Annotated in this window: 23 protein-coding genes and 1 pseudogene; 6 read left to right on the top strand and 18 right to left on the bottom strand. The window is 69.0% G+C overall.

Annotation, left to right across the window (positions count from 1 at the left end; genetic code table 11):
- Positions 1-337, bottom strand: a 337-nt coding sequence (locus tag Q0379_RS07950) for a hypothetical protein (protein ID WP_299006764.1), incomplete at its 3' end; no start/stop codon positions are given.
- Between the two features lie 15 nt (positions 338-352).
- Between Q0379_RS07950 and Q0379_RS07955 the strand changes: the two genes are divergently transcribed.
- Positions 353-550: a hypothetical protein gene (locus tag Q0379_RS07955; RefSeq protein WP_299006767.1), complete on the top strand. Its 198-nt coding sequence runs from the start codon at positions 353-355 to the stop codon at positions 548-550.
- 247 nt (positions 551-797) lie between these two features.
- Here the strand turns inward: Q0379_RS07955 and Q0379_RS07960 are convergent, their stop codons facing one another.
- The 6 genes from Q0379_RS07960 to Q0379_RS07985 all read right to left on the bottom strand — a co-directional run bounded on the left by Q0379_RS07960 (position 798) and on the right by Q0379_RS07985 (position 6,072).
- Complete coding sequence (locus Q0379_RS07960) at positions 798-1,073, bottom strand: tautomerase family protein (RefSeq protein WP_299006769.1); 276 nt, start codon at positions 1,071-1,073, stop codon at positions 798-800.
- A gap of 10 nt (positions 1,074-1,083) precedes the next feature.
- On the bottom strand, positions 1,084-1,686 hold the full coding sequence (locus Q0379_RS07965) for a malonic semialdehyde reductase (RefSeq protein WP_299006771.1): 603 nt from the start codon (positions 1,684-1,686) through the stop codon (positions 1,084-1,086).
- Between the two features lie 12 nt (positions 1,687-1,698).
- Entirely contained in the window at positions 1,699-3,135 is a 1,437-nt protein-coding gene (locus Q0379_RS07970; RefSeq protein ID WP_299006773.1) for an aldehyde dehydrogenase family protein, read from the bottom strand.
- A gap of 74 nt (positions 3,136-3,209) precedes the next feature.
- Positions 3,210-4,364 (bottom strand): fumarylacetoacetate hydrolase family protein, encoded by a 1,155-nt coding sequence (locus tag Q0379_RS07975; protein ID WP_299006775.1) that lies wholly within the window; start codon positions 4,362-4,364, stop codon positions 3,210-3,212.
- Positions 4,365-4,544: 180 nt separating this feature from the next.
- A complete protein-coding gene (locus Q0379_RS07980) occupies positions 4,545-4,892 on the bottom strand; it encodes a DUF559 domain-containing protein (RefSeq protein WP_299006778.1) in 348 nt (115 codons plus the stop codon).
- Positions 4,893-5,016: 124 nt separating this feature from the next.
- Complete coding sequence (locus tag Q0379_RS07985; RefSeq protein ID WP_299006780.1) at positions 5,017-6,072, bottom strand: LacI family DNA-binding transcriptional regulator; 1,056 nt, start codon at positions 6,070-6,072, stop codon at positions 5,017-5,019.
- Positions 6,073-6,183: 111 nt separating this feature from the next.
- Between Q0379_RS07985 and Q0379_RS07990 the strand changes: the two genes are divergently transcribed.
- On the top strand, positions 6,184-6,696 hold the full coding sequence (locus Q0379_RS07990) for a molybdenum cofactor guanylyltransferase (RefSeq protein WP_299006782.1): 513 nt from the start codon (positions 6,184-6,186) through the stop codon (positions 6,694-6,696).
- 130 nt (positions 6,697-6,826) lie between these two features.
- Here the strand turns inward: Q0379_RS07990 and Q0379_RS07995 are convergent, their stop codons facing one another.
- The 11 genes from Q0379_RS07995 to Q0379_RS08045 form a co-directional block, all read right to left on the bottom strand.
- Positions 6,827-8,212 (bottom strand): sulfite reductase subunit alpha, encoded by a 1,386-nt coding sequence (locus Q0379_RS07995; RefSeq protein WP_299006784.1) that lies wholly within the window; start codon positions 8,210-8,212, stop codon positions 6,827-6,829.
- Positions 8,212-9,204: an FAD:protein FMN transferase gene (locus tag Q0379_RS08000; RefSeq protein WP_299006787.1), complete on the bottom strand. Its 993-nt coding sequence runs from the start codon at positions 9,202-9,204 to the stop codon at positions 8,212-8,214. The genes Q0379_RS07995 and Q0379_RS08000 overlap by 1 nt, the downstream gene beginning before the upstream one ends.
- Before the next feature lie 138 nt (positions 9,205-9,342).
- A complete protein-coding gene (locus Q0379_RS08005; protein WP_299006789.1) occupies positions 9,343-10,266 on the bottom strand; it encodes a DUF4198 domain-containing protein in 924 nt (307 codons plus the stop codon).
- Positions 10,263-10,781, bottom strand: a complete 519-nt coding sequence (locus Q0379_RS08010) for a DUF2271 domain-containing protein (RefSeq protein WP_299006792.1) — start codon at positions 10,779-10,781, stop codon at positions 10,263-10,265. Before Q0379_RS08010 ends, Q0379_RS08005 begins: the two co-directional genes overlap by 4 nt.
- Positions 10,782-10,791: 10 nt before the next feature.
- A complete protein-coding gene (locus Q0379_RS08015) occupies positions 10,792-11,421 on the bottom strand; it encodes a PepSY-associated TM helix domain-containing protein (protein ID WP_299006794.1) in 630 nt (209 codons plus the stop codon).
- A gap of 144 nt (positions 11,422-11,565) precedes the next feature.
- The gene (locus Q0379_RS08020) at positions 11,566-12,294 is read right to left on the bottom strand and encodes a 2OG-Fe dioxygenase family protein (protein WP_299006796.1); all 729 of its coding nucleotides are present in this window, start codon (positions 12,292-12,294) and stop codon (positions 11,566-11,568) included.
- A complete protein-coding gene (locus Q0379_RS08025; protein WP_299006798.1) occupies positions 12,291-12,719 on the bottom strand; it encodes a group III truncated hemoglobin in 429 nt (142 codons plus the stop codon). Before Q0379_RS08025 ends, Q0379_RS08020 begins: the two co-directional genes overlap by 4 nt.
- Positions 12,720-12,943: 224 nt before the next feature.
- Positions 12,944-15,364, bottom strand: coding sequence for a glycoside hydrolase family 3 N-terminal domain-containing protein (locus tag Q0379_RS08030; protein ID WP_299006801.1), 2,421 nt, complete (start codon positions 15,362-15,364; stop codon positions 12,944-12,946).
- A gap of 124 nt (positions 15,365-15,488) precedes the next feature.
- Positions 15,489-15,983, bottom strand: coding sequence for a hypothetical protein (locus tag Q0379_RS08035; protein WP_299006803.1), 495 nt, complete (start codon positions 15,981-15,983; stop codon positions 15,489-15,491).
- A 225-nt stretch (positions 15,984-16,208) separates the two neighbouring features.
- The gene (locus tag Q0379_RS08040) at positions 16,209-18,170 is read right to left on the bottom strand and encodes a peptidase M61 (RefSeq protein WP_299006806.1); all 1,962 of its coding nucleotides are present in this window, start codon (positions 18,168-18,170) and stop codon (positions 16,209-16,211) included.
- 307 nt (positions 18,171-18,477) lie between these two features.
- Entirely contained in the window at positions 18,478-19,371 is an 894-nt protein-coding gene (locus Q0379_RS08045; protein ID WP_299006809.1) for a BON domain-containing protein, read from the bottom strand.
- 192 nt (positions 19,372-19,563) lie between these two features.
- On the opposite strand from Q0379_RS08045, the gene dnaG reads away from it, so the two are divergent.
- The 4 genes and pseudogenes from dnaG to Q0379_RS08065 all read left to right on the top strand — a co-directional run bounded on the left by dnaG (position 19,564) and on the right by Q0379_RS08065 (position 24,598).
- The gene (gene dnaG, locus Q0379_RS08050; protein ID WP_299006812.1) at positions 19,564-21,492 is read left to right on the top strand and encodes a DNA primase; all 1,929 of its coding nucleotides are present in this window, start codon (positions 19,564-19,566) and stop codon (positions 21,490-21,492) included.
- A 157-nt stretch (positions 21,493-21,649) separates the two neighbouring features.
- Positions 21,650-23,002, top strand: a pseudogene (locus Q0379_RS08055) (PAS domain S-box protein); the annotation flags it as partial.
- Positions 23,003-23,440: 438 nt separating this feature from the next.
- A complete protein-coding gene (locus Q0379_RS08060) occupies positions 23,441-24,037 on the top strand; it encodes an RNA polymerase sigma factor region1.1 domain-containing protein (protein WP_299006815.1) in 597 nt (198 codons plus the stop codon).
- Between the two features lie 87 nt (positions 24,038-24,124).
- A complete protein-coding gene (locus Q0379_RS08065; protein ID WP_299006818.1) occupies positions 24,125-24,598 on the top strand; it encodes a hypothetical protein in 474 nt (157 codons plus the stop codon).
- The last annotated feature ends 16 nt before the right edge of the window (positions 24,599-24,614 follow it).

Below are 24,614 nucleotides of genomic sequence, written 5' to 3' on the forward strand. Positions count from 1 at the left end.
TCGCATCGTCGAACGCGTGCAGCATGCCGTCGTTCGAGCCCACGATGATCAGCGAGTTCGTCCCGGTGCTGTCGTAGTTCACGATCAGCGGCACCGAGTGGATGATGTCGCCGAGGATCCAGCTGCGCTTCTCGGTCGTGTTGCCGTTGCTGTTCCGGTCGTACGAGTCGTACCCGTAGACGTAGTCGATCAGCTTGTCCTTCTCGGCCGTGGTCGCGTCGACGCCCGTCAATCCCAGCTTCGCCGGCGTGATGTTGGTGTTCGCCTTCGCGAACGCCTGCGCCGCGGCGACGACTACACGATCATCGACACGCGTGGCCAGAACTTCAGCTATCACCCCGACAAACTCTCGATGGAGCGCGTCGAGGACGCCGCCTTCGGCCCGGTAGACCGGATCGGCCAGTTGACGATGCGCAATCTCGACATCGCCGACTCCCGCGCCAAGCTGGAGCTGTATGCCGCTCAGGGCCAGCTCGGCGTGGGCAACACGTTCGATGCCGCGGCCCCGCAGGGGGTGACGCTGCCGACGGCGGCATCGATGAGACCGTAAAGCTGGACACCTGAGGCCGGTGAGGTCTGTGCCTGGGCCTGTGAGGCCAGTGTGCCGGCCAGACCGAGTGCCAGGGTGCTGGCGAGGCGGGTGGAAGAGTTCATGTTTTTGTCTCCTGTTGTGAATGTGAGGCGCGCAACCACCCCAGCCGGTGCAGACACCTGCTTGATCGTTGGGGAGGGATCCGATGCGGGCCGGTGCTCAGATGAGCACCGCCGCAGCCTGGTGGGCCAGGCTCAGGGCGGCTTCAGGATGAGCCGCGCGTCGGCGTCGGCGTTGGCGTTGGCGTCGATACCGGGGCCGGGGCCGCAGCCTTCAAACTTTGCAGGGCCATGCCGGTGCTCAGGGGCTTGCCGCCGGCGGCCCACCACCCGCTGCGCACCTCTTGCACAACACAGCGTGTCATGGGCCTGAACCCTTCCCCTCCGACGCGCACGACCGCGTCGGTGAGGGCTTCCATCAATTCGGCCACCTTGTGTTCGGGCAGAACACCTTCGAGCATCTTGACTTCGATGAATGGCATGGGATCCCTCTTACAGAATGGTTGAAACGGTTTCGAACGGCAGCCGAGGGCCGCGGGGGCGCAAAGACTCGCTGTCGCCATACCCCAGGTTGATGAGGAAGTTGCTGTGGCAGGCGCTGTCCGGGAAAAACGCCTCGTCCAGCGCGGCGCTGTTGAAGCCGCTCAGGGGCCCGCAGTCCAGGCCCAGCAGGCGCGCGGCCATGATCAGGTAGGCCCCTTGCAGGCTGCTGTTGCGCAGGGCTGTGCTTTGGCTCAGCACCGGGTCGTTGGCGAAGCCCTGGGCCGCCTGTGGCGCGTGGGGGAATTGCGTCGGCAGGTGCTCGTAGAAGCGCAAGTCCTGGGCGACGATCACCGTCACGGGGGCCGAATCGACCTTGTCGACATTGCCGGGGGCCAGGCACTTGCGCAGGCGTGCCTTGGCCTCCGGGCTGCACACAAAGACGTAGCGCGCGGGCTGGGTGTTCATGGAGGTCGGCCCCCATTGGGCCAGTTCGCAGACCTGGCGCAGCAAGTCGAGCGGGACCGGGCGGTCCAGGAAGCGGGTGAAGGTGCGGGCCGCCAGAAAGGCCTGCTCTTGGGCGTGCATCATGGCTTGATGGGCTGTGTGAATCATGTCGTTCTGGGCTCAGGCGGCGGTGTAGGCCGTCTTGACCGTGGTGTAGAACTCGACCGCGTAGCGGCCCTGCTCGCGCGGCCCGAACGAGCTGCCTTTGCGGCCGCCGAACGGCACGTGGTAGTCGACCCCGGCCGTGGCCAGGTTGACCATGGTCATGCCGGCCTTGGCGTGACGCTGGAAGTGGCGGGCGTACTTCAGCGAGGTGGTGGCGATGCCGGCCGACAGGCCGAACTCGACGCCGTTGGCGATCTCCAGGGCCTCTTCGTACGACTTGACCCGGATGGTCGAGGCGACGGGGCCGAAGACCTCCTCGTTGTTGATCCGCATGCCGGCTTGCGTGTCGGCGATCAGGGTCGGCTGCACGTACCAGCCCGGATTGTCGAGCTTCAGGCGACCGCCGCCTGTGACCAGGCGACCGCCTTCGCCCTTGGCGATGTCGATGTACTTGTAGCTGGTCTCCATCTGGTCTTCGGAGACGGCCGGGCCGATCTGCGTGTTCGGGTCGAGGGCGTCGCCCACGCGCAGGGCGGCGACCTTCTCGGCCAGCAGGGCCACGAACTTGTCGTGGATTCCGTCCTGAACGATCAGGCGCGAGCTGGCGGTGCAGCGCTGGCCGGTGGCGTAGAACGAACCGTCCAGGGCGATGGCGACGGCCCGCTCCAGGTCGGCGTCGTCCAGGATGATCAGCGGGTTCTTGCCGCCCATCTCCAGCTGCACGCGGGCCTGACGGGCCACGGCGGCGGCGGCGACCTGCGCGCCCACGCCTTGCGAGCCGGTGAACGAGACGCCGTCGACGTCCTTGTGCTTGATCAGGGCGTCGCCCATCGAGCCGCGGCCGAACAGCATGTTGAACACGCCGGCCGGGGCGCCGCATTCCTGCATGATGTCGGCCAGCACGTTGGCGGTGGCTGGGGTCGGGCCGGCCGGCTTGATCACCACGGTGTTGCCGAAGGCGAGCGCCGGGGCCGCCTTCCAGGCCGGGATGGCGATCGGGAAGTTCCAGGGGGTGATCAGGCCGTAGACGCCGACCGCCTGGCGGTAGGTCTGGACCTCGACGCCCGGACGGGTGCTTTCCAGGTTCTGGCCGTGACGGCGCAGGGCCTCGCCGGCGAAGTACTTGAAGATCCGGCCGGCGCGGACGGTCTCGCCGACGCCCTCGGCGACCGTCTTGCCCTCTTCGCGGGCCAGCAGGCGGCCGATGTCGGCGCTGCGGGCGATGATCGTCGAGCCGACCTTGTCCAGGAGATCCGAGCGGACTTCCGGCGAGGCTTCCGACCAGCTCGGGAACGCCTTCTTGGCCGCGTCGACGGCGGCGTCGACCTCGGCCTGGCCGCCCATCGGGACCTTGGCGACGACGTCGTTGGTGTTGGACGGGTTCAGGCTCTCGGCCGGAGCGTCGGCGGCGACGCGTTCGCCGCCGATATAGTGGCGCAGGGTGTCGGTCATCGCGGTGTCTCTCCAAGCATTTTCGAGCGAAGTGGGTACCGGTTCGCGTGAAGAAAATGCGTCAAAACAAATAGTTAGAGCAGGCCGCGGCCGGCCAGGTTGCGGATCAGGGCCGAGATGCCGAACGTCCACGGCTTGGCCTTGTCGCAGGTGGTGACCTCGTTCTCGAGCACGCCCAGCTTGGGGGTCGAGACGCGGACGCGGTCGCCGACCTTGTGGGTGAAGCCCTGGCCAGGGGTGTCGCGGTCCTGGATCGGCGCGAACATGGTGCCCAGGAACAAAGCAAAGCCGTCCGGGTACTGGTGCTGCTTGCCATAGGCCTGGCCGGCCAGCACGGCGGGGTCGCGGCTGATCAGGCTCATGTTCGACTTGCCGTCGAGCACGAAGTTGTCGCGGCCGGTGATCTTCAGCTCGACCTCGGCCGAACGGACGTCGTCCAGGGCGAAGGTGTCGTCGAACAGGCGGAAGAACGGACCGATGGCGCAGCTGGCGTTGTTGTCCTTGGCCTTGCTGAGCAGCAGGGCCGAGCGGCCTTCGAAGTCGCGCAGGTTGACGTCGTTGCCCAGCGAGGCGCCGCGGATCTGGCCCGAACCGTCGCACAGCAGCACGACTTCCGGCTCGGGGTTGTTCCAGTGGCTGTCGTAGCGGACGCCGACATGGTCGCCCCAGCCCATCGACGAGAGCGTCGGGCCCTTGGTGAAGATCTCGGCGTCGGGGCCGATCGCGACTTCCAGGTACTGCGACCACAGGCCGTCGGCCATCAGGGCGGCCTTCAGGCGCGCGGCGCCTTCCGAGCCGGGCTCGACGCTCTTCAGGTCGCCGCCCATGCGGTCGGACAGCTGCTGACGGATTTCCAGGGCCTTGGCCGCGTCGCCGCGCGCGCGCTCTTCGATCACCCGCTCCAGGGTCGAGACGGCGAAGGTCACGCCGGCGGCCTTCAGGCACTGCAGGTCGACCGGGGCCAGCAGCTTCACCGGCGCGGCGCCGTCGGGGTCTTCCCAGACGGGGCGGATGTCGAGATTTTCGAGGGGCCCCTTGTCCTCGCCGCGCGGGATCGCCGCGCCGGGACCGAAGGCGTTCATCAGGTCGGCGACGGTCGGCGCGACCTTGGACATGTCCTCGACGCGACCGCCGCGCACCAGCACGGGCGTCGGGCCTTCGCCGAAGTCGATGCGGCCCAGCAGGGTCGCGTTTTTCCAATCATCCGGAAGGAATTCGCTTACGCCCACGGCGTCGTCTCCCCGTTGTCGAGCGTCTGAATGCGCCGAAACCGTCGGCGGCGCTCGTTGGTCGAAAGCTTGGTAGCGCTAACATGTGGCGGCTGCAAGCGCGTTGTCAGACCACTTATAAAATCCCACTCCCAAGGGGAGAGGGCGGGGCCCGCGCCGGAGGCGTGGGAGGGTGAGGGACTAAGGCCTCGCGATCCGAAGTGTCGTAACGATCGCATCGCCCGCGCCACCCGGATCATTAAGCACGGCCTCGTTCGAAAAGCGGATCACCAGGTAGCCGCAAGACTCCAGAACCGCGGTTCTTTCAAGGTCCCGGATTTGGGTTTCCTCGTCATCGTGCGCGCCGCCGTCCAGCTCGACGATCACCCTCGCCTCCATGCACGCGAAGTCGGCGATGTAGCGGTCGATCGGGACTTGGCGGCGGAATTTGAAGCCAGAGAGGCGACGGCCGCGTACCAGCTCCCAGAGGACAGCTTCAGGGCGGGTTTGCTCTCGGCGGAGACGGCGGGCACGGTTGATGCGGCTCATGCCATCAGCGAAAGGTGTTCCTGTTTTGTTTTCAAGTTAAGAAATCTGGATTTTCGGTGTTAGCGTCCCTCACCCTCCCACGCCTTTGGCGCGGGCCCCGCCCTCTCCCGTTGGGAGAGGGTGATTATTCCGCCACCGGTCCGCTGGAGTCCCGCACGATCAGGGTGTGGGGATGCATCAGCTGGCGGGGTTCGCCGCCGCCGTCGCGGTGGCGGCGGATTTCCTCCAGCACCAGGTCCACGGCCGCGCGGGCCATGGCGGCGATCGGCTGGTGGACGGTGGTCAGGGGCGGCCAGATGTTGTCGGCGATCGAGGTGTCGTCGAAGCCGACGATCGAGACGTCGCCCGGCACGTCGAGGCCAAGGCGATGGGCGACGCCGGCGGCGGCCGCGGCCATGTCGTCGTTGGCCGCGAAGATGGCGGTGGGGCGCGGCTCGGCGGCCAGCAGACGCTCGGCCGCCTCAAGGCCCGAGCGATAGGTGAAATAGCCCTGCTCGACCCGGATGTCCTCCTGCGGGATCCCGGCCGCCTTCAGGGCCGACAGGAAGCCGTCCAGCCGTTGCTGGCTCACGGTCTGGTTCGGGTGGCCCTTGATGAAGCCGAAGCGCTTGTGGCCCAGGCCCAGCAGGTGCTGGGTCAGCTCCAGGGCGGCGGCCTCGTTGTCGATGCGGATCGTGGCCATGTCGGCGCTGGCCATGCCCGGCGCGACGGCCACGGCGGCGGCGCCGGCGGCCTTGACCTCGGCCAGGACCTGCGGGGACTCGCACAGCGGCGGCGGCAGGATCAGGCCGTCGACGCCGGTCTTCAGCAGTCGAGCCAGGGTGGCGCCGGCCAGCTCCGGCTCGGCGCACTTCTCGATGACGATCTGGGAGCCGGTGCGGCTGCTTTCGTCCAGGGCGCCGACCAGGAATTCCGACAGATAGCCGGTCGACGGGTTGTCGTAGAGCAGACCGATCCGGAAGGGCGCGCTGCCGGCCAGGCTGCGAGCGGCGGGATTGGGCGCATAGTTGAGCTCGGCGATGGCCTTCTCGACGAGCGCCCGCGTCTCTTCCTTGACGGTGCTCTCGCGGTTGATGACGCGGGAAACGGTCATCGGCGAGACGCCCGCGCGGGCGGCGACATCACGGATGGTGGCGCTCTGGGTCGTGCGACGACGCTGGCGCTCGGGCGGTTGGCTCATTCTTGGTCTATCCCTATGCGGGCGGGACACTAGACCGGTTTGGGCGCAGCTTGGAAGACGGCGAAGGTCGAAGGTCTTCTCGCCCGTCTCCGGAGCAGATAGGCAAGGTTCATGACCTCCCTCGGCGCGATCATCCTCTGTGGCGGCGGCTCCCGACGAATGGGGCGCGACAAGGCGCTTCTCACCTGGGATGGCCGCCGAGCGGTGGATAGGGTGGCGGACCTGGCGCGGGCGGCGGGCGCGGAGGCGCTGGTGACGGCCGGGGCGGATCTTGGCCTCCCCTGGGTTCCGGACGACGAGGCCGGCGCCGGACCGGTCGGCGGCGTATTGGCGGGGGCGAAGGCGCTCGGGACAGCGCGGCTGCTGGTGCTGGCGGTCGACGCGCCGACCGTGACGCTTGAGGACTTGGCGCCCCTGCTGGCGAACGGCGGCTTCTACGAAGGCTTGCCCGTGCCGATGGTGGTCGAGGCGGCGGCGCTGCCCGTTGACGCCGAGGCCGGTTGGCCGCTGCGGCGACTGGTCGAGCGGGCCGGGCTGGCGGCGCTGCCGGTTCCGGAAGGCGCGTTGGCGCGGCTGCGCGGGGCGAACACGCCGGAGGAATTTGAGGCTTTATCGCGCCGCTGAGCGCCCCCTCCGTCTCGCAGGTTCGCGACGATCCACCTCCCCCGTTCCACGGGCGAGGAGGGTGAAGTTCCTCCTCCCACGCAAAGCGGGGGAGGTGGCGCGATGCGTAGCATCGTGACGGAGGGGGCGCTCAGTACACGTCGCGCCGATAGCGGCCCTCGTCGACCAGCCGCTCCACGGTTTCCGCGCCCAACACGTCCAGCAGCGTCAGATGCACGTCGCGCGACATGCCTTCCAGCGAACCGCAGACATAGATCGCCGCGCCGTCGGCCACCCACTGACGCAGGGTGTCCGCCGCCGCCCGCAGGCGGTGCTGGACATAAACCCGCTCGGCCTGGTCGCGGGAGAAAGCTAGGTCCAGGCGCTCCAGCGCGCCGGAAGCGACCCAGCCCTCGATCTCGTCCCGCAGGAAGTAGTCGTGGGCGGCGGTGCGCTCGCCGAACACCAGCCAGTTGCGACGCGCGCCGACGGCGACGCGGGCCTTGAGGTGGGCGCGCAGGCCGGCCAGGCCCGTCCCCGAGCCAACCAGGATCAGCGGTCGGGTCGCGTCAGGCGCGTGGAAGCTCTTGTTCGTCCGGACGCGGGCGTCGATCGCCCCGCCGATCGCGGCATTGCGGCACAGCCAGCCGGAACCGAGGCCGGGGCGGCCCTCGGCGCGGACCGTCAGGCGAACGATCAGCTCGACCCCGCCATCGGCGGGCAGAGAGGCGATCGAATATTCCCGATGCGGCAGCGCCGGGTCATTGCGCGGGCCGATTTCCAGGATGTCGCCGGCAGCCCAAGTCGCGCCGTCGTTTACGGAAGGGGCGGGCGGCGTCAGGCGGACGCGCCAGGCCTCGCCGCCGGGGCTGCCGGGATTGAGATGCTCGCGCTCGGCCAGGATCCAGCGGCCATAGGCCGGGCGGCTCCAGTCCGGCGCGTCGGTGACTCCAGTCAGGATCGACAGCTTACCCTGCCAATGGCGCAGGGCGGCCGGATCGCCGTCGTCGACTTCCACGCGGTCGAACAGGGCTTGCGCGCCGGCATGGGCCAGCCAGGCGTCCAGTGTCCGGCCGAACGCGCAGTAGTGGGCGTAGGTGGAGTCGCCCAAAGCCAGGACGCCGTAGCGCAGGGCGGAAAGGTCGGCGCCGTCCTTCATCACGTCGCGGATGAAGGCGCGGGCGCTGTCGGGGGCGTCGCCTTCGCCGGTGGTGCTGACGACGAACAGGGCGCGGCCGGCGAGGTCGGCGGCGGTGACGGCCGACAGCTCGCGCAGGGTCACGGGCGCGCCGGCGTCGGACAGGGCCTTGGCCGTGGCGGTCGCCAATTCCTCGGCGAAGCCGGTCTGGCTGGCGTAGGCGACCAGCACAGGCTCGCCGGCGCCTTGCGACAGCGCCTCGGCAGCCTGGCGCGCGGCGCGGCGACGGAGGGCCTCGCGCAGGGCGATCCCGCCGCAGAACAGGGCGTAGAGGCCCGCGACGGCGCTCGCCTCGATCAGGCGGCGGACCTCGGGCGAAAAGGCGGAAAGGTCGGGCATCAGTCCAGCATGGCCCTCAAGGCCGGCGACAGCCGCTCCTCCAGCCCGCCGGACGCGGCGCGGCTGACGATCAAGGCGGCGAGATCGTGGCGGGCGGCGAAGGCCAGGGCCGCGTCGGGCGCCATGACGGTCAGGGCCGTGGCCCAGGCGTCGGCGCTCATGCAGTCCTTCGTCAGCACCGTGACGCTGACGGTCGCCTGCGTGACGGGCGCGCCGGTGGCGGGATCCAGGGTGTGAGCGTAGCGCCGGCCCTCGTGGTCGAAAAAGCGGCGGTAGTCGCCGGAGGTGGCGACGGCGAGGTCGTGCAGGGCGACGACGGTCTTCTCGGCGTCATTGGCGCTGGGGGGGCGCTCCAGCTCGACCCACCACGGCTGGCCGTCGGGCTTGGCGCCGGTCCCGCGCAGTTCGCCGCCGACCTCGACGAGGTAGCTCTTCACCCCGGCGCGATCGAGCGCGGCGGCCGCCTGGTCGACGCCGAAGCCCTTGGCGATACCGTTCAGGTCGAGGCGCAGGCCGCCCGGCTGGAACAGGGCGTCGCCATCCAGCGTCAGGCGCTTCCAGCCGCCGGCCTCGCGCAGGGCGGCCACGGCGTCGCGCTCGGGCGGCGCGCCGGAGAAGGGGCGGGGGCCGAAGCCCCACAGATCAGTCAGGGCGCCCAGGGTCGGGTCGAAGGCGCCGTTGCTCGCCTCGGCCACCTCGATCGCGCGGCGCAGCACGGTCAGGGTCGCCTCGGGCAGCCGCACCCAGCTTCCGGCCGGGGCGCGGTTGTAGCGCGAGAGGTCCGATAGCGGCTCCCACGGGCTCATCTGCGCGACCACGGCGTTGAGCGCTCGCTGGACCATGGCCTCGAGGACGGGCAGGTCGACCGTCGCCGGCAGCACCGCCTTGGCCGACCAGGTCGTGCCCATGGTCGCTCCGCCGAACGCGCGCACGCTTCCGCCGACCGGGCGGGCGGGGGGCGTGGTCAGGGCGGGAACGAGGACGCGGGGCATGGCTTTTCAGAAACAGAAAAAGCCGTGTCATCCCGGCCGCAGCGAAGCGGAGAGCCGGGACCCAGGGGCGACCGCACCGGGCTTGGCCCCTGGGTCCCGGGTCGGCTACGCCGCCCGGGATGACACGGCTGTTGCGGGTTAAGGCCGCTGGGCTTCGATCACGGCGGTGTAGCTGGCGCTCACGCCATTGCCGGCCAGCGGCGTGGCGGGGCCTTGCGGCGCGCCGCCCGGAGCACCGCCCGGACCACCCATGCCGCCGCCCGGACCGCCCATGCCCGGGCCGCCGGGGCCGCGGCCGGTCTCGCCGGAGCGGACCGTGGCGTTGACCCAGTACATGCCAGCTTCCGGCAGGGTGAACTTCACCGCGCCGTCGGCGCCGGTCTTGACCTTGATCTCGCCCGGCGCAGCGCGCCAGCGGGCGCCGCCGGGGATGAAGGTGACCTCCAGGTCGGCGGCCGGCTTGCCGTCCAGCACGAATTTGAAGGTCGCCGGCTCGGTGGCGACGACATCGGTCGGGTTGGTCACCGGGACCAGCTCCAGGCCCTTGCCGGTCGGGGCCAGGGCGCCGGTCGAGGGCTTGTCGCGGGTGACGAAGGTCTCGTTGCGGCTGGCCATCTTGATGGTCTTCAGGTCGGCGGCGCCGGCCGGTACCTGCTTGGCGAAGTCGTCGGCCGAACCCCGGAAGCGCTTGACCTCGCCATTCTCGGTCCAGCTGGCCATGACCGAGTTGCTGGCGGTGAAGATCTTGTAGGTGCCCGGCTTGGAGAGCTGGACGTCGAAGGTCGAGCGGTACTGGCCGGTCGAGGCGTTCTGGATCTTGTCGGCCGCGCCGTCCGGGCCCAGGACCTGGACGCCGTCGGGGCGCATCGCCCGGTGGTCGGGATAGAACAGCTCGTTGGAGATGGCCGCGTCGACCGTCACCCAGGCGTTGTCGCCCGACAGGGTGGTGAAGGCCGGCAGCAGCCAGCCCCGGTGGGCCGAGGCCGACATCGGCAGGGCCAGGGCGACGCCCACAGCGGCGACGGCGAGAAGGCGCTTCTTGAAGGTCATGGCTTTTCTCACTTCACGGAAACGGTGACGGCGCCCAGCTCGGCCGAGCCCTTGGCCGAAGCCGGCTTGCCGGGCTTGCCCCAGGTGAACGGGACACGGACGGCTTCATGGCCGCCGACCTCGCGGGCCGCCTCGACGACCAGGTTGTACTGGCCGGGCTTAAGGGCCTTGAGGGCGCCCTTGGAGCCGGCGAAGACCAGCTTCTGCGGGCCCGGCGCGCGCGTGGCGCCGCTGACGCCGTCGGCGGGGAAGCTCATCTCGCGGCCGGCCTTGCGCCACCACTGGCGCATGTCCTTCAGCCACTTGGCGCCGTGGTCTTCCCGGTTGTCGGCGTCATACCAGACGGCGAGGGTGCCGGCCGCGCTGGCGTCGGCCGGGTTCTCGATCCAGATGGCGACATAGGGCTTGTGGTACTCGGCGACCGACAGGCGCGGGATCTCGACCGTGACATTGAGGTCGGCGGCCAGGGCCGGGGCGCCGGCGACAGCGGCGCCGGCGAAGGTGAGCAGGGAAAGCTTGGACTTCACGGTGTCTGCCTCAAAGGTGGACGAACAGGATGACGAGCATGACCGGCGCGGCCAGGCCAAGACCCACCAGCGGCCAGGTTAGGGGGCGCGCGCGGGCGTGGAACTGCAGCAGGATCAGGCCGGTGACCGTGAAGATCACGCAGGCCGCGGCGAAGATGTCGATGAACCAGCTCCAGGCCTTGCCGGAATTGCGACCCTTGTGCAGGTCGTTGAGCAGGGAGACGACGCCGCGCGTCGTTTTCTCGTGCTCGATCGCGCCGGTCTCGCGGTCGATCGACAGCCAGGCGTCGCCGCCCGGACGGGCCAGGGCGACATAGACCTCTTCCGGCGACCACTCGCCCTCGCGGCCGGCGACGTCGGCGCCGACGGCCTTGTCGAGGAAGGGCTCCAGCGGGGCGGGCAGGGGGCGCTTACCCTCTTCCGGACCCTTGGCCAGCACGGCCATCAGCTCGGGCGGCAGGGTCGCCTTGCGGCTGACCACCTTGGGCTGGGCCTCGATCTGGCCGGCGTGGTTCAGGGTGATGCCGGTGATCGCGAAGGCCAGCATGCCGATCAGGGACACGGCCGCGCTGATCCAGTGCCACTGGTGCAACTGCTTCAGCCAGAAGGAGCGGCGGTGCTGGTCGGCGGCGGACTTCACGGGCGTTCGAGGAACCTTGGCGATGGAGGCTCGTCCTTACTTGAGAACGAATTGCAATATCAAGCGCGAAGGTGGCCCCCGCGCCTGATTGATCGCTTTTCCACCGCCTGGGTGTCGAGGAGATGTCGGAATGTCGCCGCGTCGTTACAGTGAAGCTTGTGCGTCCCGTTCGTCCGGACGCCGGAAGGTGGCGACCAGCACGTCGCGGATCGCGGGCAGGGCCGGATCCAGCGGGCGGATCGCGGTGACGCCGTGCAGCACCCGGTGGTCGTCGACGCAGACCATGTCGCCCGGCGCGGTCAGGGTGAACGAGCCCAGGCTCGTCCCGTCCGGCGCATAGATGTCGGTGACCCCGCTATCGACGTTGCGCCGGTCGACCAGCATGACCATCACCCAGTCGACGCCATCGCGGTGCGCGCCCTCCGGCGTCGGCAGGCCGGCCATGCCGGTGCGAGCCTCGATGCGGAACTGATGCAGCTCGACGTGCCAGGCTTCTGGCGGATCGACCGTCAGCGGCTGGAAGAGGCCAAGCCCCGCCGCGATCACGCCCCGGGTCACGGGATGGTCGGCGATCGCCTCGGTCACCGGCTCGAACCAGCGCTGAACGCCGCCGTTCAGCGGGTTGTAGTCGCGGCTCTGCCAGTGCGGCTGATGCGGCTTGCGGACGACGGCTTCGGGCGAGACCGCGAAGGCCGCGAACCGGCGCCGGCGATAGCGGCCGCCGTCGGCCATGAAGCCGTCCAGCGGCAGGTCGTTCCAGCTATCGGCGAACGCCTTCCAGCCGGCCGCGGCCTCGGCGCCGAGCAGCGCCAGGGTCTCGGGGCCCTCGAAGCGGGCAAAGCCGTCGGCGGCCAGCGCCTCACGCGCGCTCACGCCACCGCGTCCGGCTTGAAGAACAGGCCCAGCTTCAGGCTCTTGGCGATCCGCTCGGCCTTCTGGCCGATCACGGCGGCGCGCGGGGCGTCGAACAGGTCGGCGCAGGTCTGGTGGAAGAGGCCCAGCCACGGCGTGAACAGGCCCTCGGTGAGGCCCTCGACGTGCTGGTGGACGACCATCGGCTGGCCCTTGTAGCGGCCGCTGGTGTTCAGCACCGACGACCAGAAGTCCTTCAGCGTCGCCAGGTGCTGGGGCCAGCCGTCCTCGCCGATCGCGGTCTCGAAGATCGGGCCCAGGCGGTGATGGCGACGGATGCGCGCGTAGAAGGTCTCGACGAGCAGGTCGATCTCTTCGTCCGTGAACGGGGCGGCGTCGGCGCGGATCTGGGCGCGGGGATTTTGGGCGCTTTCTGGGGCGGACATGGCCGCGATATGGGCCCTTACGCGCCGCGACTGAACCCCGCCGCGATCAAACTTGGCTTTAGATTGTTACTTAAGGAGGATCAAATCCACCGACCTCCCCGGCGAATGCCGGGGCCCAGATTCATCCGGAGCCTTTGGGGCTGGCCCGCCACAGACCCTGCACGCTTGGCCTGTCCGTGGGTTCGATCTGGGCCCCGGCATTCGCCGGGGAAATCGGAGTTAGGTTAAGCCACCGTCAGCGTGGCCTTCTTCAGGTCCACCGAGTTGGGGCCGACCAGGATCGAGAAGTCGCCGGGCTCGACGACCCGCTGCATGTCGAGGTTCCAGAACCACAGGTCCGACGGCTTGATCTCGAAGGTCACCGTGGTCTTGGCGCCGGGGGCTAGGGTGACGCGCTTGAAGTGCTTCAGTTCCAGCACCGGACGGGTCACCGAGGCGGCCTCGTCGTGGACGTAGAGCTGGACCACCTCGTCGCCGGCCACCTTGCCGGTGTTGGTCACGTCGATATCGACCTTGACGCTCTCGCCCTGGCCGATCTTGGCCTTGGCCAGGCGCGGCGCCGAGATGTCGAAGGTCGTGTACGACAGGCCGAAACCGAACGGATAGAGCGGGGTCACGTCGCCGCCCAGATAGCCGCGGCGGGCCGTGGGCTTGCGGTTGTAGTAGATCGGCAGCTGGCCGACGTTGCGGGCGATGCTGACCGGCAGCTTGCCGCCCGGATTGGCGCGGCCGAACAGCACGTCGGCGGCGGCGTTGCCGGTCTCCTGGCCCAGGTACCAGCCCTCGATGATGGCGTCGGCGCGCTCGGCCAGCAGGTTGATCGACAGCGGGCGACCGTTCAGCAGGAACACCACGGTCGGCTTGCCGAGGTCGAAGATCGCCTTGGCCAGGTCGTTCTGCTGGCCGACCAGGTCCAGGCTCTCGCGGTCGCCCAGGTGGTTGTCGGCCCAGGCCTCGCGGCTGGTCTGCTCGTTATCGCCCAGCACCATGACGACGACGTCGGCCTTCTTGGCGACCTCGACGGCTTCGGCGATCAGCTTGGCGTTGACGGCCGGGTCGGTGAAGTTGACCTGGTCCTGCGCCCAGATGCGCTGCTCGGTGATGCGCACGGCCTCGGCGTAGTCGAGGGCGAAGCCCTGGGCCTTGGCCTCGGCGGTCAGGCCCTCATAGATCGACACCACGTGGCGCGGCACGTCCGAATAGCCGCCGATCGGCGTGTCCTTGGCGTGCGTGCCCAGCAGGGCCAGGCGCTTGATCTTCTTGCCGTCCAGCGGCAGCACGCCCTTGTCGTTCTTCAGGAGGACGACGGCCTTGCGGGCGGCCTCGCGGGCCAGGGCGATCGCGTCCGGCGTCGCCGTCTTGGCGTCGGCGGTCTTCTCGTCGCAATAGGGGTTCTCGAACAGGCCGCCCTCGAACTTCATGGTCAGGACGCGCGCCACGGCGGCGTCGACCTCGAACTGCGGAATGCGGCCGGCCTTCACCAGCTCGGGGATCAGGGCGTAGGCCTCGCCGTCGGGCAGCTCGACATCCACGCCCGCGTGCAGGGCGCGGACGGCGGTTTCGCCCAGGTCGTTGGTCAGCTTGTGACGGCTGATCATCTCCTTGATGGCGAAGTAGTCGCTCTGGACCGAGCCCTTGTAGCCCCATTCCTCGCGCAGGATCTTGGTCAGCAGCCAGCGGCTGCCATGCGAGGGCACGCCGTCGATCTCGTTGTACGAGGGCATGACCGCGCGGACCGGCAGTTCCTTCACCGCGCGTTCGAACGGCGGGAAGAAGTTCTCGCGCAGGACGCGCTCGGAGATCTGGGCCGGGCCGACATTGGTGCCGTTCTCGGGCTGGCCGTGGCCGGTCATGTGCTTGAGGGTGACGAAGACCTTGTCCTTGGCCAGCGGCAGGGTCGTCCCCTGGAAGCCGCGGATGGCGGCCAGGCCGATCTCGGCGCAGACGTGCGGGTCTTCGCCATAGGTCTCCTCGATGCGGCCCCAGCGCGGGTCGCGGGCCACGTCGACGACGGGCGCGAGGGCGAGGTTCGACCCCCGGGCGCGCATCTCGCGGGCGGCGACGGCGAAGATCTTCTCGGTCAGCTCGGTGTTGAAGGTCGAGGCCAGGGCGATGGCCTGCGGGAAGCTGGTCGCATCGCGGGCGACATAGCCGTGCAGGGCCTCGTCGTGCATCAGCATCGGGATGCCCAACCGCGTCTTCTCGACCGCCCACTTCTGGGCGGCGTTGGTGTAGCGGGCGGTTTCCTTGGCGTTGCGATTGATCGCCCCGTCGTCGGCGCCAGCCGCCGCGCCGATCACCGATACAGGCTTGGCGCCCTTGCGATCGGAAGGACGCGAGATCTGGCCCAGGCCATGGGGGAAGTTCTTGCTGGCCTGCTCGGGCGAGAACTCGCCTTCTGGGGTCTGGATCTTGTTCTTGGTCAGCCAGATGCCGATCAGCTGGGCGGCCTTCTCCTCCAGCGTCATGCGCGAGAGCAGGTCCTGGACGCGGGCGTCGATCGGCTGGGTCGGATCCTTGTACAGCGGCTTGCCGCCCGAGGTCTTGGGCGCGGCTGCGGCGGTCTGGGCCAGGGCCGGCAGGGCGGCGGCGGAAAGAGCGGCGAGGCTCGCGCCGAACAGGCGGCGGGTGATGGCGGTGGTCATCTGAACGTTTCCCCGGGGCTACGCGAATGGCGCGGCGGCTCTCGGGCCGCCTTCGCGCGGCACTATGGGGGCAGTTGTCTGACCACTCAAGCCGGAAATGGTACCGGTCTCATGATCCGTGCGGCTAGTGCAGCGCAAAGCCCCCGGCCGGCGGCGGGGCCAGCTGGGTCTCGTCCATCCAGGCGGGCCAGACCGCCGTCGGCCATTCGCCGATCACATACTGCGAGCGGACGATGGCCAGCCATTGCCGCAGGGCGTCGGTCGTCAGGGCCAGGCTTGCGCCCCGTGCGTCGCCCTCGGGCTTGAAGACCAGGACCACGCCGTCCGGTCCCGTCGCGATGTCGATACTGGTCACGCAACCGCCGCTGGTCTGCGGCGCGACGGGCGGTTCGGCGCCGAGCGCGGCCTCCGCGGCCTGCTGGGCGAACTCCTGCAGCAGCGCGTCGCCGCCTTGCTGCTCCAGCCAGCCGACGAGGCGGGGGATCAGGATGCCCAACATGCGCTGGGTCAGCCAAAGGACCACCGTGTCGCCCTTGGCCGTCTCGCCGGACAGGCGGATGCGATCCTCGTTGATCACATATTGGGTGGTGACGCGCTGAAGCTCCGGCGTGTCCGTCATGGCGGGGTCTTGGTCCATCAGGACCCACAGATAGCCCTTCGCGACGCCAAGCGCCAAGATCGCCGATTGTCGGGGAGGCCAGATGCGAAAAAGGGCCCGCCGGTGGGAGAGGGGGTGGCGGGCCCTTTTGTACGCGTTCAGAGGGAATGAACAGGCGGGAAAATGGCATAATCGCCGGCTTCCCGCCCTTCTCCATTTCGTCGCAGGTTGCGAAGCGCTCGCAGCTTACTTGCGCGGCGTCAGGATGTCGTCGAGGCGCGCGGGAACGCCGGCGATCTTCTCCAGGCGCGGGTAGCGCAGGCCGCCGCGGTAGTCGATCTTGACGCTCTTGTAGCGCGAACCGTCCTTGAGCAGCAGCTCGACCAGCGGGTTCTCGGGCTTCATGGCGGCGGTGACCGCGGCCTTCAACTTGTCGCCGTCGAAGGCCTCGCCGTTGACCGCCACGACCGTGAGGCCCTGGGTCAGGCCGGCCTTGAACGCCGGACCGCCCCACTGGACGTCGCTGATCACGCCGTCCGAGCCGACCGACAGGCCCAGCGAGTAGCTGAGGCCCGTGCTCTTGGAGCGGCTCTCAGCCGTCTTCATGAACTCGGTCGGCGTGGCGGTGTAGACCAGCTTGTAGCCGCCGCGCTCCAGGCCATCCAGCGGGCCCTTTTCCTGCACCTCCTGGATGCGGGTCTTCAGGAAGCTGGCCCAGTCATGGGCGACCACGCCGTTCAGCGTGCTGACCACGTCATCGAACGTATAGGTGCGCGGCACGTACGAGCCGTTGTCGACGCCGAAGAAGGCCTTGGCGAAGTCGTCCAGCGACTTCTTGCCGCCGGTCTTCTCGCGGATCAGGGTGTCGGCGTCGAGCCAGACCAGCAGGCCTTCCGAGTAGTAGTCCTCGCTGCGCTGCCACGATAGCCACGACAGCGGCTTGCGGTTGGCGATGATCGGGTCGTTGGTGGTGTCCTGCACGGGACGCCAGTCGCGGCCGCGGCGATTGTCGTAGGTCGCGGCGGTGGCGGCGATCGAGTCCAGCGCCTGCTGCTTGGTCAGAAGCCCCGAGCGGGCGGCCAGGACGTTGCCCCAGTACTGGGTCTGGCCCTCATAGACCCACATCATGCTGTCGCGCATCGGCACGTTCAGGTTGGGGGTCCACAGGTCGGCGGCGCGCCGGAACTTGCCGTTCCACGAGTGGGTGTATTCGTGGCTCAGCAGGTCGCGGCCGACGAAGCTCTTGTCCCACTCGGTGAAGTACTTCGGCGTGACGCGGTTTTCCGACGAGCGGTGGTGCTCCAGGCCGATGCCGCCGATCTTGTCCGACAGGGCGACCAGGAAGTCGTAGTGGTCGTAGTGGTGCGAGCCGTACAGCTTGTAGGCCTGCTGCACGAGGTCCTTGTGGATCTGGATATGCTCGGGCTTGGCCTCCAGCAGCTCGGGGCTGTCGGCGACCATGTTCAGGCGCACGGGCGCGGGGCCGGTGGGGTCGAGGTCGATCGACTTGAAATACTTGCCGGCGAAGATCGGGCTATCGACCAGGGTCTCGACCGTGGTCGGCTTGAACGTGGTGACCTGACCGTCGACCTTGGCGGTTTCCAGCGCCGTGGCCAGCTTCCAGCCCTCCGGCAGCTTGACGCTGGCCTCGATCGGGATGCGGCGGGTGTAGTAGCCGGCGGGGTACATCGTCACCTGCAGCCACTGCAGGTTCAGCATCTCAGGCGTGACCTCGATGCGGCCGACCTTGCCCTCGACGGCGGTCAGGAACTGGTAGCTGACCTGGATCTCGCTGACGCCCGCCGGCACGTCGACGTGGAAGGCGTGGACGCTGACAACGTCGCGCGTCCAAGGGATGCGCTTGCCATTGGCGGTGACCACCAGGCCGGCCAGCTTGTCGAGGTCGTTGCGCGGCGAGTGGCCGCCCGGGACCCACTGAGGGTACAGGAAAACGAAGTCGCCGGCCTTGCTGACCGGAATGGTCGTGGTGACGTTCCAGATCTTGCGGTCCAGGTCGGTGGCGTCGACGGTCAGCTTCAGCGTGCCGGCATAGGGGATGTCCTGCGGCGCGGCGATGGGCGCGGTCGGCGCGGCCGACTCCGGCCACGGCTGCGACCCGATCGGGCTGGGGACCTGGGCCAGGGCGGCGGTCGCGGCCAGGGACAGGACGGAGACGGAGAAGAACAGCGCTTTCACGAAACACCCCAATGCGGCGCGCGGGCGTGCTCCCGCGACGAGAAGCCGGGATGTTTGTGGCGTTAATAACCTCTTGTCGAGGCCAAGTTGGCCTCCGCATGCGGATTATGGGCTAACGTTCCGGGCGTGAAACGAAGCTGCGGATGCGTAATCAAAACGATGCTCCCCCGCGATGCGGGGGAGCTGTCGCCCCCGGGGCGCGCGAAGCGCGCGCCCGAGGATAAACTCGGCGACTGAGGGGGCGAGCTGGAGGCAGGCCGAGTTAGCCCCCTCCGGCCCTCTGGGCCACCTCCCCCGCATCGCGGGGGAGAATCTTTGATCAGCCCAGCGGGTCGGACGACGTCGGCACGGTGGTCGCCGTCGACGTCATTCCCGTCCCGCGATCGACGCGCAGGTTGTTCTGCACGTGGTCGACGCCCGACACCGTTTCGGCGATGGCCTCGGCGCGCTTCTTGTCCTCCCGCGAGCGGACCGTGCCGGTGAGCGTGACCTCGGAATCCTGGACCGTCACCTCGACGCCCTGGGCGTCCAGCCAGGCGTCGTCGGTCAGGCGGTCGCTGACATCCTCGCGGATGCGCTCGTCCGAGCGGCGGTAGCCCTTGGGTCCGCGCCCGCGGTGCTCGCCATCCGCTTGGCGGCGCTGCGATGCGTCGCGATCGCCCATCCAGGAAGAGACCTCGTCGCGGGCCCGGTCGAACCAGGTGCGCTCCTCCTCCTGGGGCCGCGAGCGATCGCGGCCGCCGAACGCGCGATACGGATTGTAGTCTCCATAGGCGCCGTCGCGGTCATAGTGGTCGCGTTCGCGGCGCTGGTCGCGGTGCTCGAAATAGCGTTCGTCGCCATAGTCGGCGGTGCGGCTGGAATAGCCGCTCGAGCCGTAATCGCCGGTCGCGCCGCCGAAGTCATGGCCGCCGACGCGGCCCCAGTCGCCCGGCTGGCGATAGCCGGCGGCGCCCGCGCCATAGTCCGCGCCGGAGTTCATCCGGCCGTAGCCGAAGTCGCCGCCCTGCTGGGCCGCCCGCAGGAACTGGCTGCCGCCCCGCCGCTTGTCGGTGCGATAGCCGTCGTCGGTGCGGTATCCGCCCTCGCTGCGATAGCTGTTGTCATAGGCCGGGTCGCGGCGGCGGCTGGCGTCGTAGCCATAGCCCCGGTCCTGGTCGAAATCGGGCTCGACGTCGAAGCGGCCCTCGCGATCATTCCATCGTTGCGGCATGGGTCTTCTCCCTGGCGTTCTGGACAAGCGGGCGCGTCCCTCGTGCGGGACCGCGTCTCGCCGGAAAGAACGGACGGGCGGGAAGCGCTGTTCCTAATGCGGAGCTTGATCGGAGGTTTCTGGAGTTATCTCGGATGGACCGATACTATGCCGCATAGGCATATTCCTCGCCTCTTAGGCCATCCAACATAGATGCGTTTCGACGACCGCTTCCTTGAAGAACTGAAGTCCCGCCTTCGCCCGTCCGACGTCGTCGGCAAGACGGTGAAGCTGCGGCGGCAGGGGCGCGAGTATGCGGGGCTGTCGCCGTTCACGAAGGAAAAGAGCCCGTCGTTCTTCGTCAACGACGAGAAGGGCTTCTACCACTGCTTCTCCAGCGGCAAGCACGGCGACATCATCAGCTTCTTGCAGGAGACCGAGCGGCTGACCTTCGCGGAAGCCGTCGAGCGGCTGGCGGCCGAGGCGGGCATGAGCCTGCCCGAGGTCGATCCGCGCGCCGCGCGCGAGGAGCAGAAGCGCTCGTCCCTGGGCGACTGGATGGAGCTGGCGGCGGCCTGGTTCGAGAGCGAGCTGCGCCGGCCGGTCGGCCAGGCCGCCCGCGCCTATCTCGAAAAGCGCGGCCTGCCGGAGAAGGAGTGGAGCCGCTTCCGCATCGGCTTCGCGCCCAACAACCGCACGGGGCTGAAGGACTATCTTATCGCCAAGGGTGCCAAGCCAGGCGACCTCGTGGACGCTGGGGTGCTGATCTCGCCCGAGGACGGCGGCCAGCCCTATGACCGCTTCCGCGACCGGATCATCTTCCCGATCACCGACAGCCGGGGGAAGGTGGTCTCGTTCGGCGGCCGAGCCATGGATCCCGCCGCCCGCGCCAAGTACCTGAACGGCCCCGAGACCAGCCTCTTCCACAAGGGCCGGGTGCTGTACGGCCTGTTCGAGGCCCGCAAGATCCTGCACGCCGGTCAGAGCGCGGGCGAGAAGCCGCCGATGGTGGTGGTCGAGGGCTATATGGACGTCATCGCCTGCCAGCGCGCCGGGATTCCGGCGGTGGCGGCCATGGGCACGGCCCTGACCGAGGAGCAGATGGAGGGGCTGTGGCGCCTGCATCCGACACCCACCCTGTGCTTCGACGGCGACAAGGCCGGCCGCCGCGCCGCCGACCGGGCCATCGACCGCGCCCTGCCGCTGCTGAAGCCCGGCCGCTCGTTCCTGTTCTCGATGCCTGTGGGCGGCAAGGATCCGGACGACGTGCTGCGCGAGCAGGGGCCGGCCGCGCTGAAGGCGCAGCTGTCCGACACCAAGCCGTTCGTCGAGGCCCTGTTCGAGCGCGAGCGCGACCTCGAGCCCTTCGACACGCCCGAGCAGCGCACGAACCTGAAGGTCCGCCTGCGCACCCTGGCGGCCACCATCGCCGACAAGGACCTGGCCCACGCCTACAAGGAAGAGCTGCTCGACCGCCTGGACGAGATGCGCGCCGCGCGCCGGGTCAAGGCCGACGCCAGCGACGCGGGGCGGGCCCTGTCGCGCCAGCGCTGGGACAATACGCCCCGGCGCGGCGGCAAGGGGCGACTGGAAGGCTCCACCGCCGAGGGGCGTCAGGCCGCCGCCGCCCTGCAGCAGGCGCCGCGCCCGTTCTCGGCCGCCTTGCTGATCGCCGCGATCCGCGATCCCAAGGTCGTCGACGACCGGATCGAGGTGCTGATGAACCAGGGCTTCGGCGACCAGCGCCTGGACGCCATCGCCCAGGAGCTGGTGAACCTGCGCATGGACGCCGACCACGTCGAGGCGAACATGGTGCGCGGGCGGCTGGCTTCGGCCGGCTATGACGACGCGACCCTGGCGGCGCTGGAGCGCTCGGCGGCGCATGTGAAGGCGCTGGACGCGGCCCAAAGCGCCGCCCAGAGCCCGGAGGACGCGATCCGGGGGCTGTGGTCGCAGGCCTTCGACCTGCTGCTGCGGCTGACGGCGCTGGAGCGGGCGGTGGATGACGCCAAGGCCGATCTGGCCGACGAGAGCGACTTCCAGACCCTGCTGCGGCTGAAGACCGAGCGCGACGCGGTCAAGCGGCTGATCGACAGCGGCGGCTGGACCGACCCCAGCCTGGTGGCCCAGGTCCTCCATTAGAGTTAAGCGGCTTCAACCTTCGCGGTTGCCTTTCGAGCGCGGGAGTTGTGTGCTGGCGTGGCGCGCCAGGGGCGGACCGCCGATCTCTTGGCCACGCGCCGGAAGCCACTGCGAGACCAGCTTGTCGGACCTCGAAAGACTGCAGTCCACCCTGACCACGGAGGCGGTGACGCGCGTGGTCGCCAGCGAGGCGCGCTTCCGGGCGGCGATCGAGGCGGTCCAGGGCGTGCTCTGGACCAACAACGCGCGCGGCCAGATGGAAGGCGAGCAGCCGGGCTGGGCGGCGCTGACCGGCCAGACGCGCGAGGAATACGAGGGCTTTGGCTGGACCAAGGCCGTGCATCCCGACGATATCCAGCCCACGCTGAAGGCCTGGCTGCAGGCGGTGGCCGAAAAGCGCGCGTTCGAGTTCGAGCACCGGGTGCGGCGTCACGACGGCGTCTGGCGTGATTGCCGCATCCGCGCCGTCCCCCTGTTCGAAGAGACCGGCGAGATCCGCGAGTGGGTGGGCGTCCACACCGACATCACCGAGCAGAAGGCCGCCGCCGACAAGCTGCGCGAGAGCGAGGCGCTGTTTCGCACCCTGGCCGACGCCGCGCCCGCGCCGATCTGGATGACGGAGCCCTCCGGCGAGGTCGAGTTCGTCAACGCCGCCTTCGCCGAGCTGGCCAATGTCGAGCGCGGCGCCCTGATGGGCCACGCCTGGATCGCCTTGATCCATCCCGACGACGTGGCCGAGATTCTGGTGCGGCGCGAGGCGGCGCGCAGAGGCCCCGATCCCTACAGCTTCGAGGCGCGGTTCCGCCGCCACCCCGAGGGCTGGCGTTGGATGCTGGTCAACGCCAAGCCGCGCATCGACGCCAGCGGCGCCTTCCTGGGCTATGTCGGCATGGCCATGGACCTCACCGAGATCAAGACGGCCCAGGCCCACCAGCAGCTGCTGATCAACGAGCTGAACCACCGGGTCAAGAACACCCTGTCCTCGATCCAGTCGATCGCTCGCCAGACCCTGCGCGCGGACGACGTGGCGCCGCGGGCCCGCGACCAGTTCGTCGAGCGGCTGATGGCGATGTCGGCGGCTCATAATGTGCTGACCAGCGAAAACTGGTCGGGCGCGGTCATCGACGACATCCTGCGCGAGGCCCTGAAGCCGTTCTCGGACGATCGCGACCCCGACCGCATCACGATCAGCGGGCCCTCCCTGCGCGTGGAGCCCGGCGCGGCCCTGGCCCTGGCGCTCGCGGCTCACGAGCTGGGCACCAACGCGGCCAAGTACGGCGCTCTGTCCTCGCCCGGCGGCCGGGTCAGCGTCGAGTGGGCGCTGGAGGATGACCGGCACGCCGTGGTCCGCTGGCGCGAGCGGGGCGGGCCCGAGGTCAGCGCCCCGACCCATCGCGGCTTCGGCGCGCGGCTCCTCGAGCGGGGTGTGGCGGGCGACCTCGGCGGCAAGCCGGAACTGATCTTCCTGCCGGGAGGTGTCGAGGCCAGGTTGCCGGTTCGCGTCGCCTGACCCGTGAATGGCGCCAAGGAGACCCGGCTTGGCGCTGCAAATCTTTGCGGTCCGGGCGTCGTCCCATCTTGACACTGGCGTCACCCACGGCCACATGCCGACTCAAGGATTTGCCACGCAGCTGATTGACATCGCTCGGGCCGCCGGAGCGCGCGCCCTTATCGAAACAGGATGTCACCCTCGCCGCCGCCCCAAGTCCCCAGCGGTCGCTGATCCCTTCGGGAGATGCGCCAGACCGCGCTTATCGCCTTGTGTCTCCGACGGGTCTCTCGCGGAGCGTTCTCACGTGGCGGCGAGCGCAGGATGGCGACCTGACGGGAACGTGATCCCTGGGTAAGCGCTGAACAAGAGCGCGGACGAGGCCGGCAAGCCTTTTCGAAACGAATTTTTCGGCGCGCGTCTTGCAGGATCGAGGCGACGTCGATTGCGGAGAGCTTGATGAGCACCAATTCCTCGGCCGAGACGGAAGCCCCGGAAACCACCGGCGGTGATGGTCCGCTGCTCGACCTGACCGACGCCGGCGTCAAGAAGTTCATCAAGCAGGCGAAAGCCCGCGGCTACGTCACGATGGACGAGCTGAACAAGGTGCTGCCGTCCGAGGAAGTCAGCCCCGACGCCATCGAAGACACCCTCGCCATGCTGAGCGAGATGGGCGTCAACGTGGTCGAGGCCGACCTGACGGTCGCACGCCTGGCCGAGAACCGGTTCTGGGTGGTCACCTCGGTGGGCTCGCACATCCACGACCTGGCCTGGCTGCAGCGCCACATCGCCGACACCGACCACTGCACCGTGAGCGACCTGACGCCGGGCCTGCCGATGCTGGGCGGCGCCACCGGCACGCTCGTCGGCACGGCCGCGGGCTTCGCTTCGGGCTCGAGCATCGCCGGGGCCGCCGCCGGACACGGCGAGCACCTTCAGCCCGAGCCACTGCGTCGCGTCATCGGCGAGATCGAGCGCCGCCGGATCGAAGAGAAGGGCAAGGCGCTGCTGAACGACCAGCGGACCTACAACTTGAACCCCCAATCCGGGCGTTGAGCGAGCCTTCCTCCGCCAGGCGGCACTTGCTGGCGTGAAGGCCTGCGCATACAGTCGGCGTTCACATCAAACAGGGATACGTTTGTCATGAAGCATCCGTTGCTGTTGCCTGCCCTCCTTCTGGGGCTGGCCGTGTCGTCGAGTGCGTGGTCGGCAGGTGCCAAGGAGGACGTGTTCCAGCCGGGCAAGCCGCTGCTGGCGCAGATCCAGAAGATCGAGGCCGAGCTCAATGACGGCAAGACGTATGCGGAGCTTGGCGCGGAGGAGCGCAGCCGCGTCCGTGAGACGTTGGGCCGCCTGCGGCTGGCCAGCGAGCGCTACCCCGATGGCGCCCCCATGCCTGAATCGGCCCGAACTCAAGTGATCAACGACCAGGAGATCGTGAACACGGTTTTGACACAGGCGCGTGAAGATAGTCGTCTAATATGCCGACGTGAAAAGGCCATCGGCTCCAACATGCCGCAGACGCAATGCATGACGGTGGCCGAGCGTGCCCGCCGGAAAGAGCACTCCCAAGGCGAAATGCAACGGCTTCAGCGCATAGGGCCGAAAGAATTCTAATTTTGAGGTGACAGTG

The organism is uncultured Caulobacter sp., from assembly GCF_937900395.1.
In the GTDB taxonomy this organism is placed as follows: Bacteria; Pseudomonadota; Alphaproteobacteria; order Caulobacterales; family Caulobacteraceae; genus Caulobacter.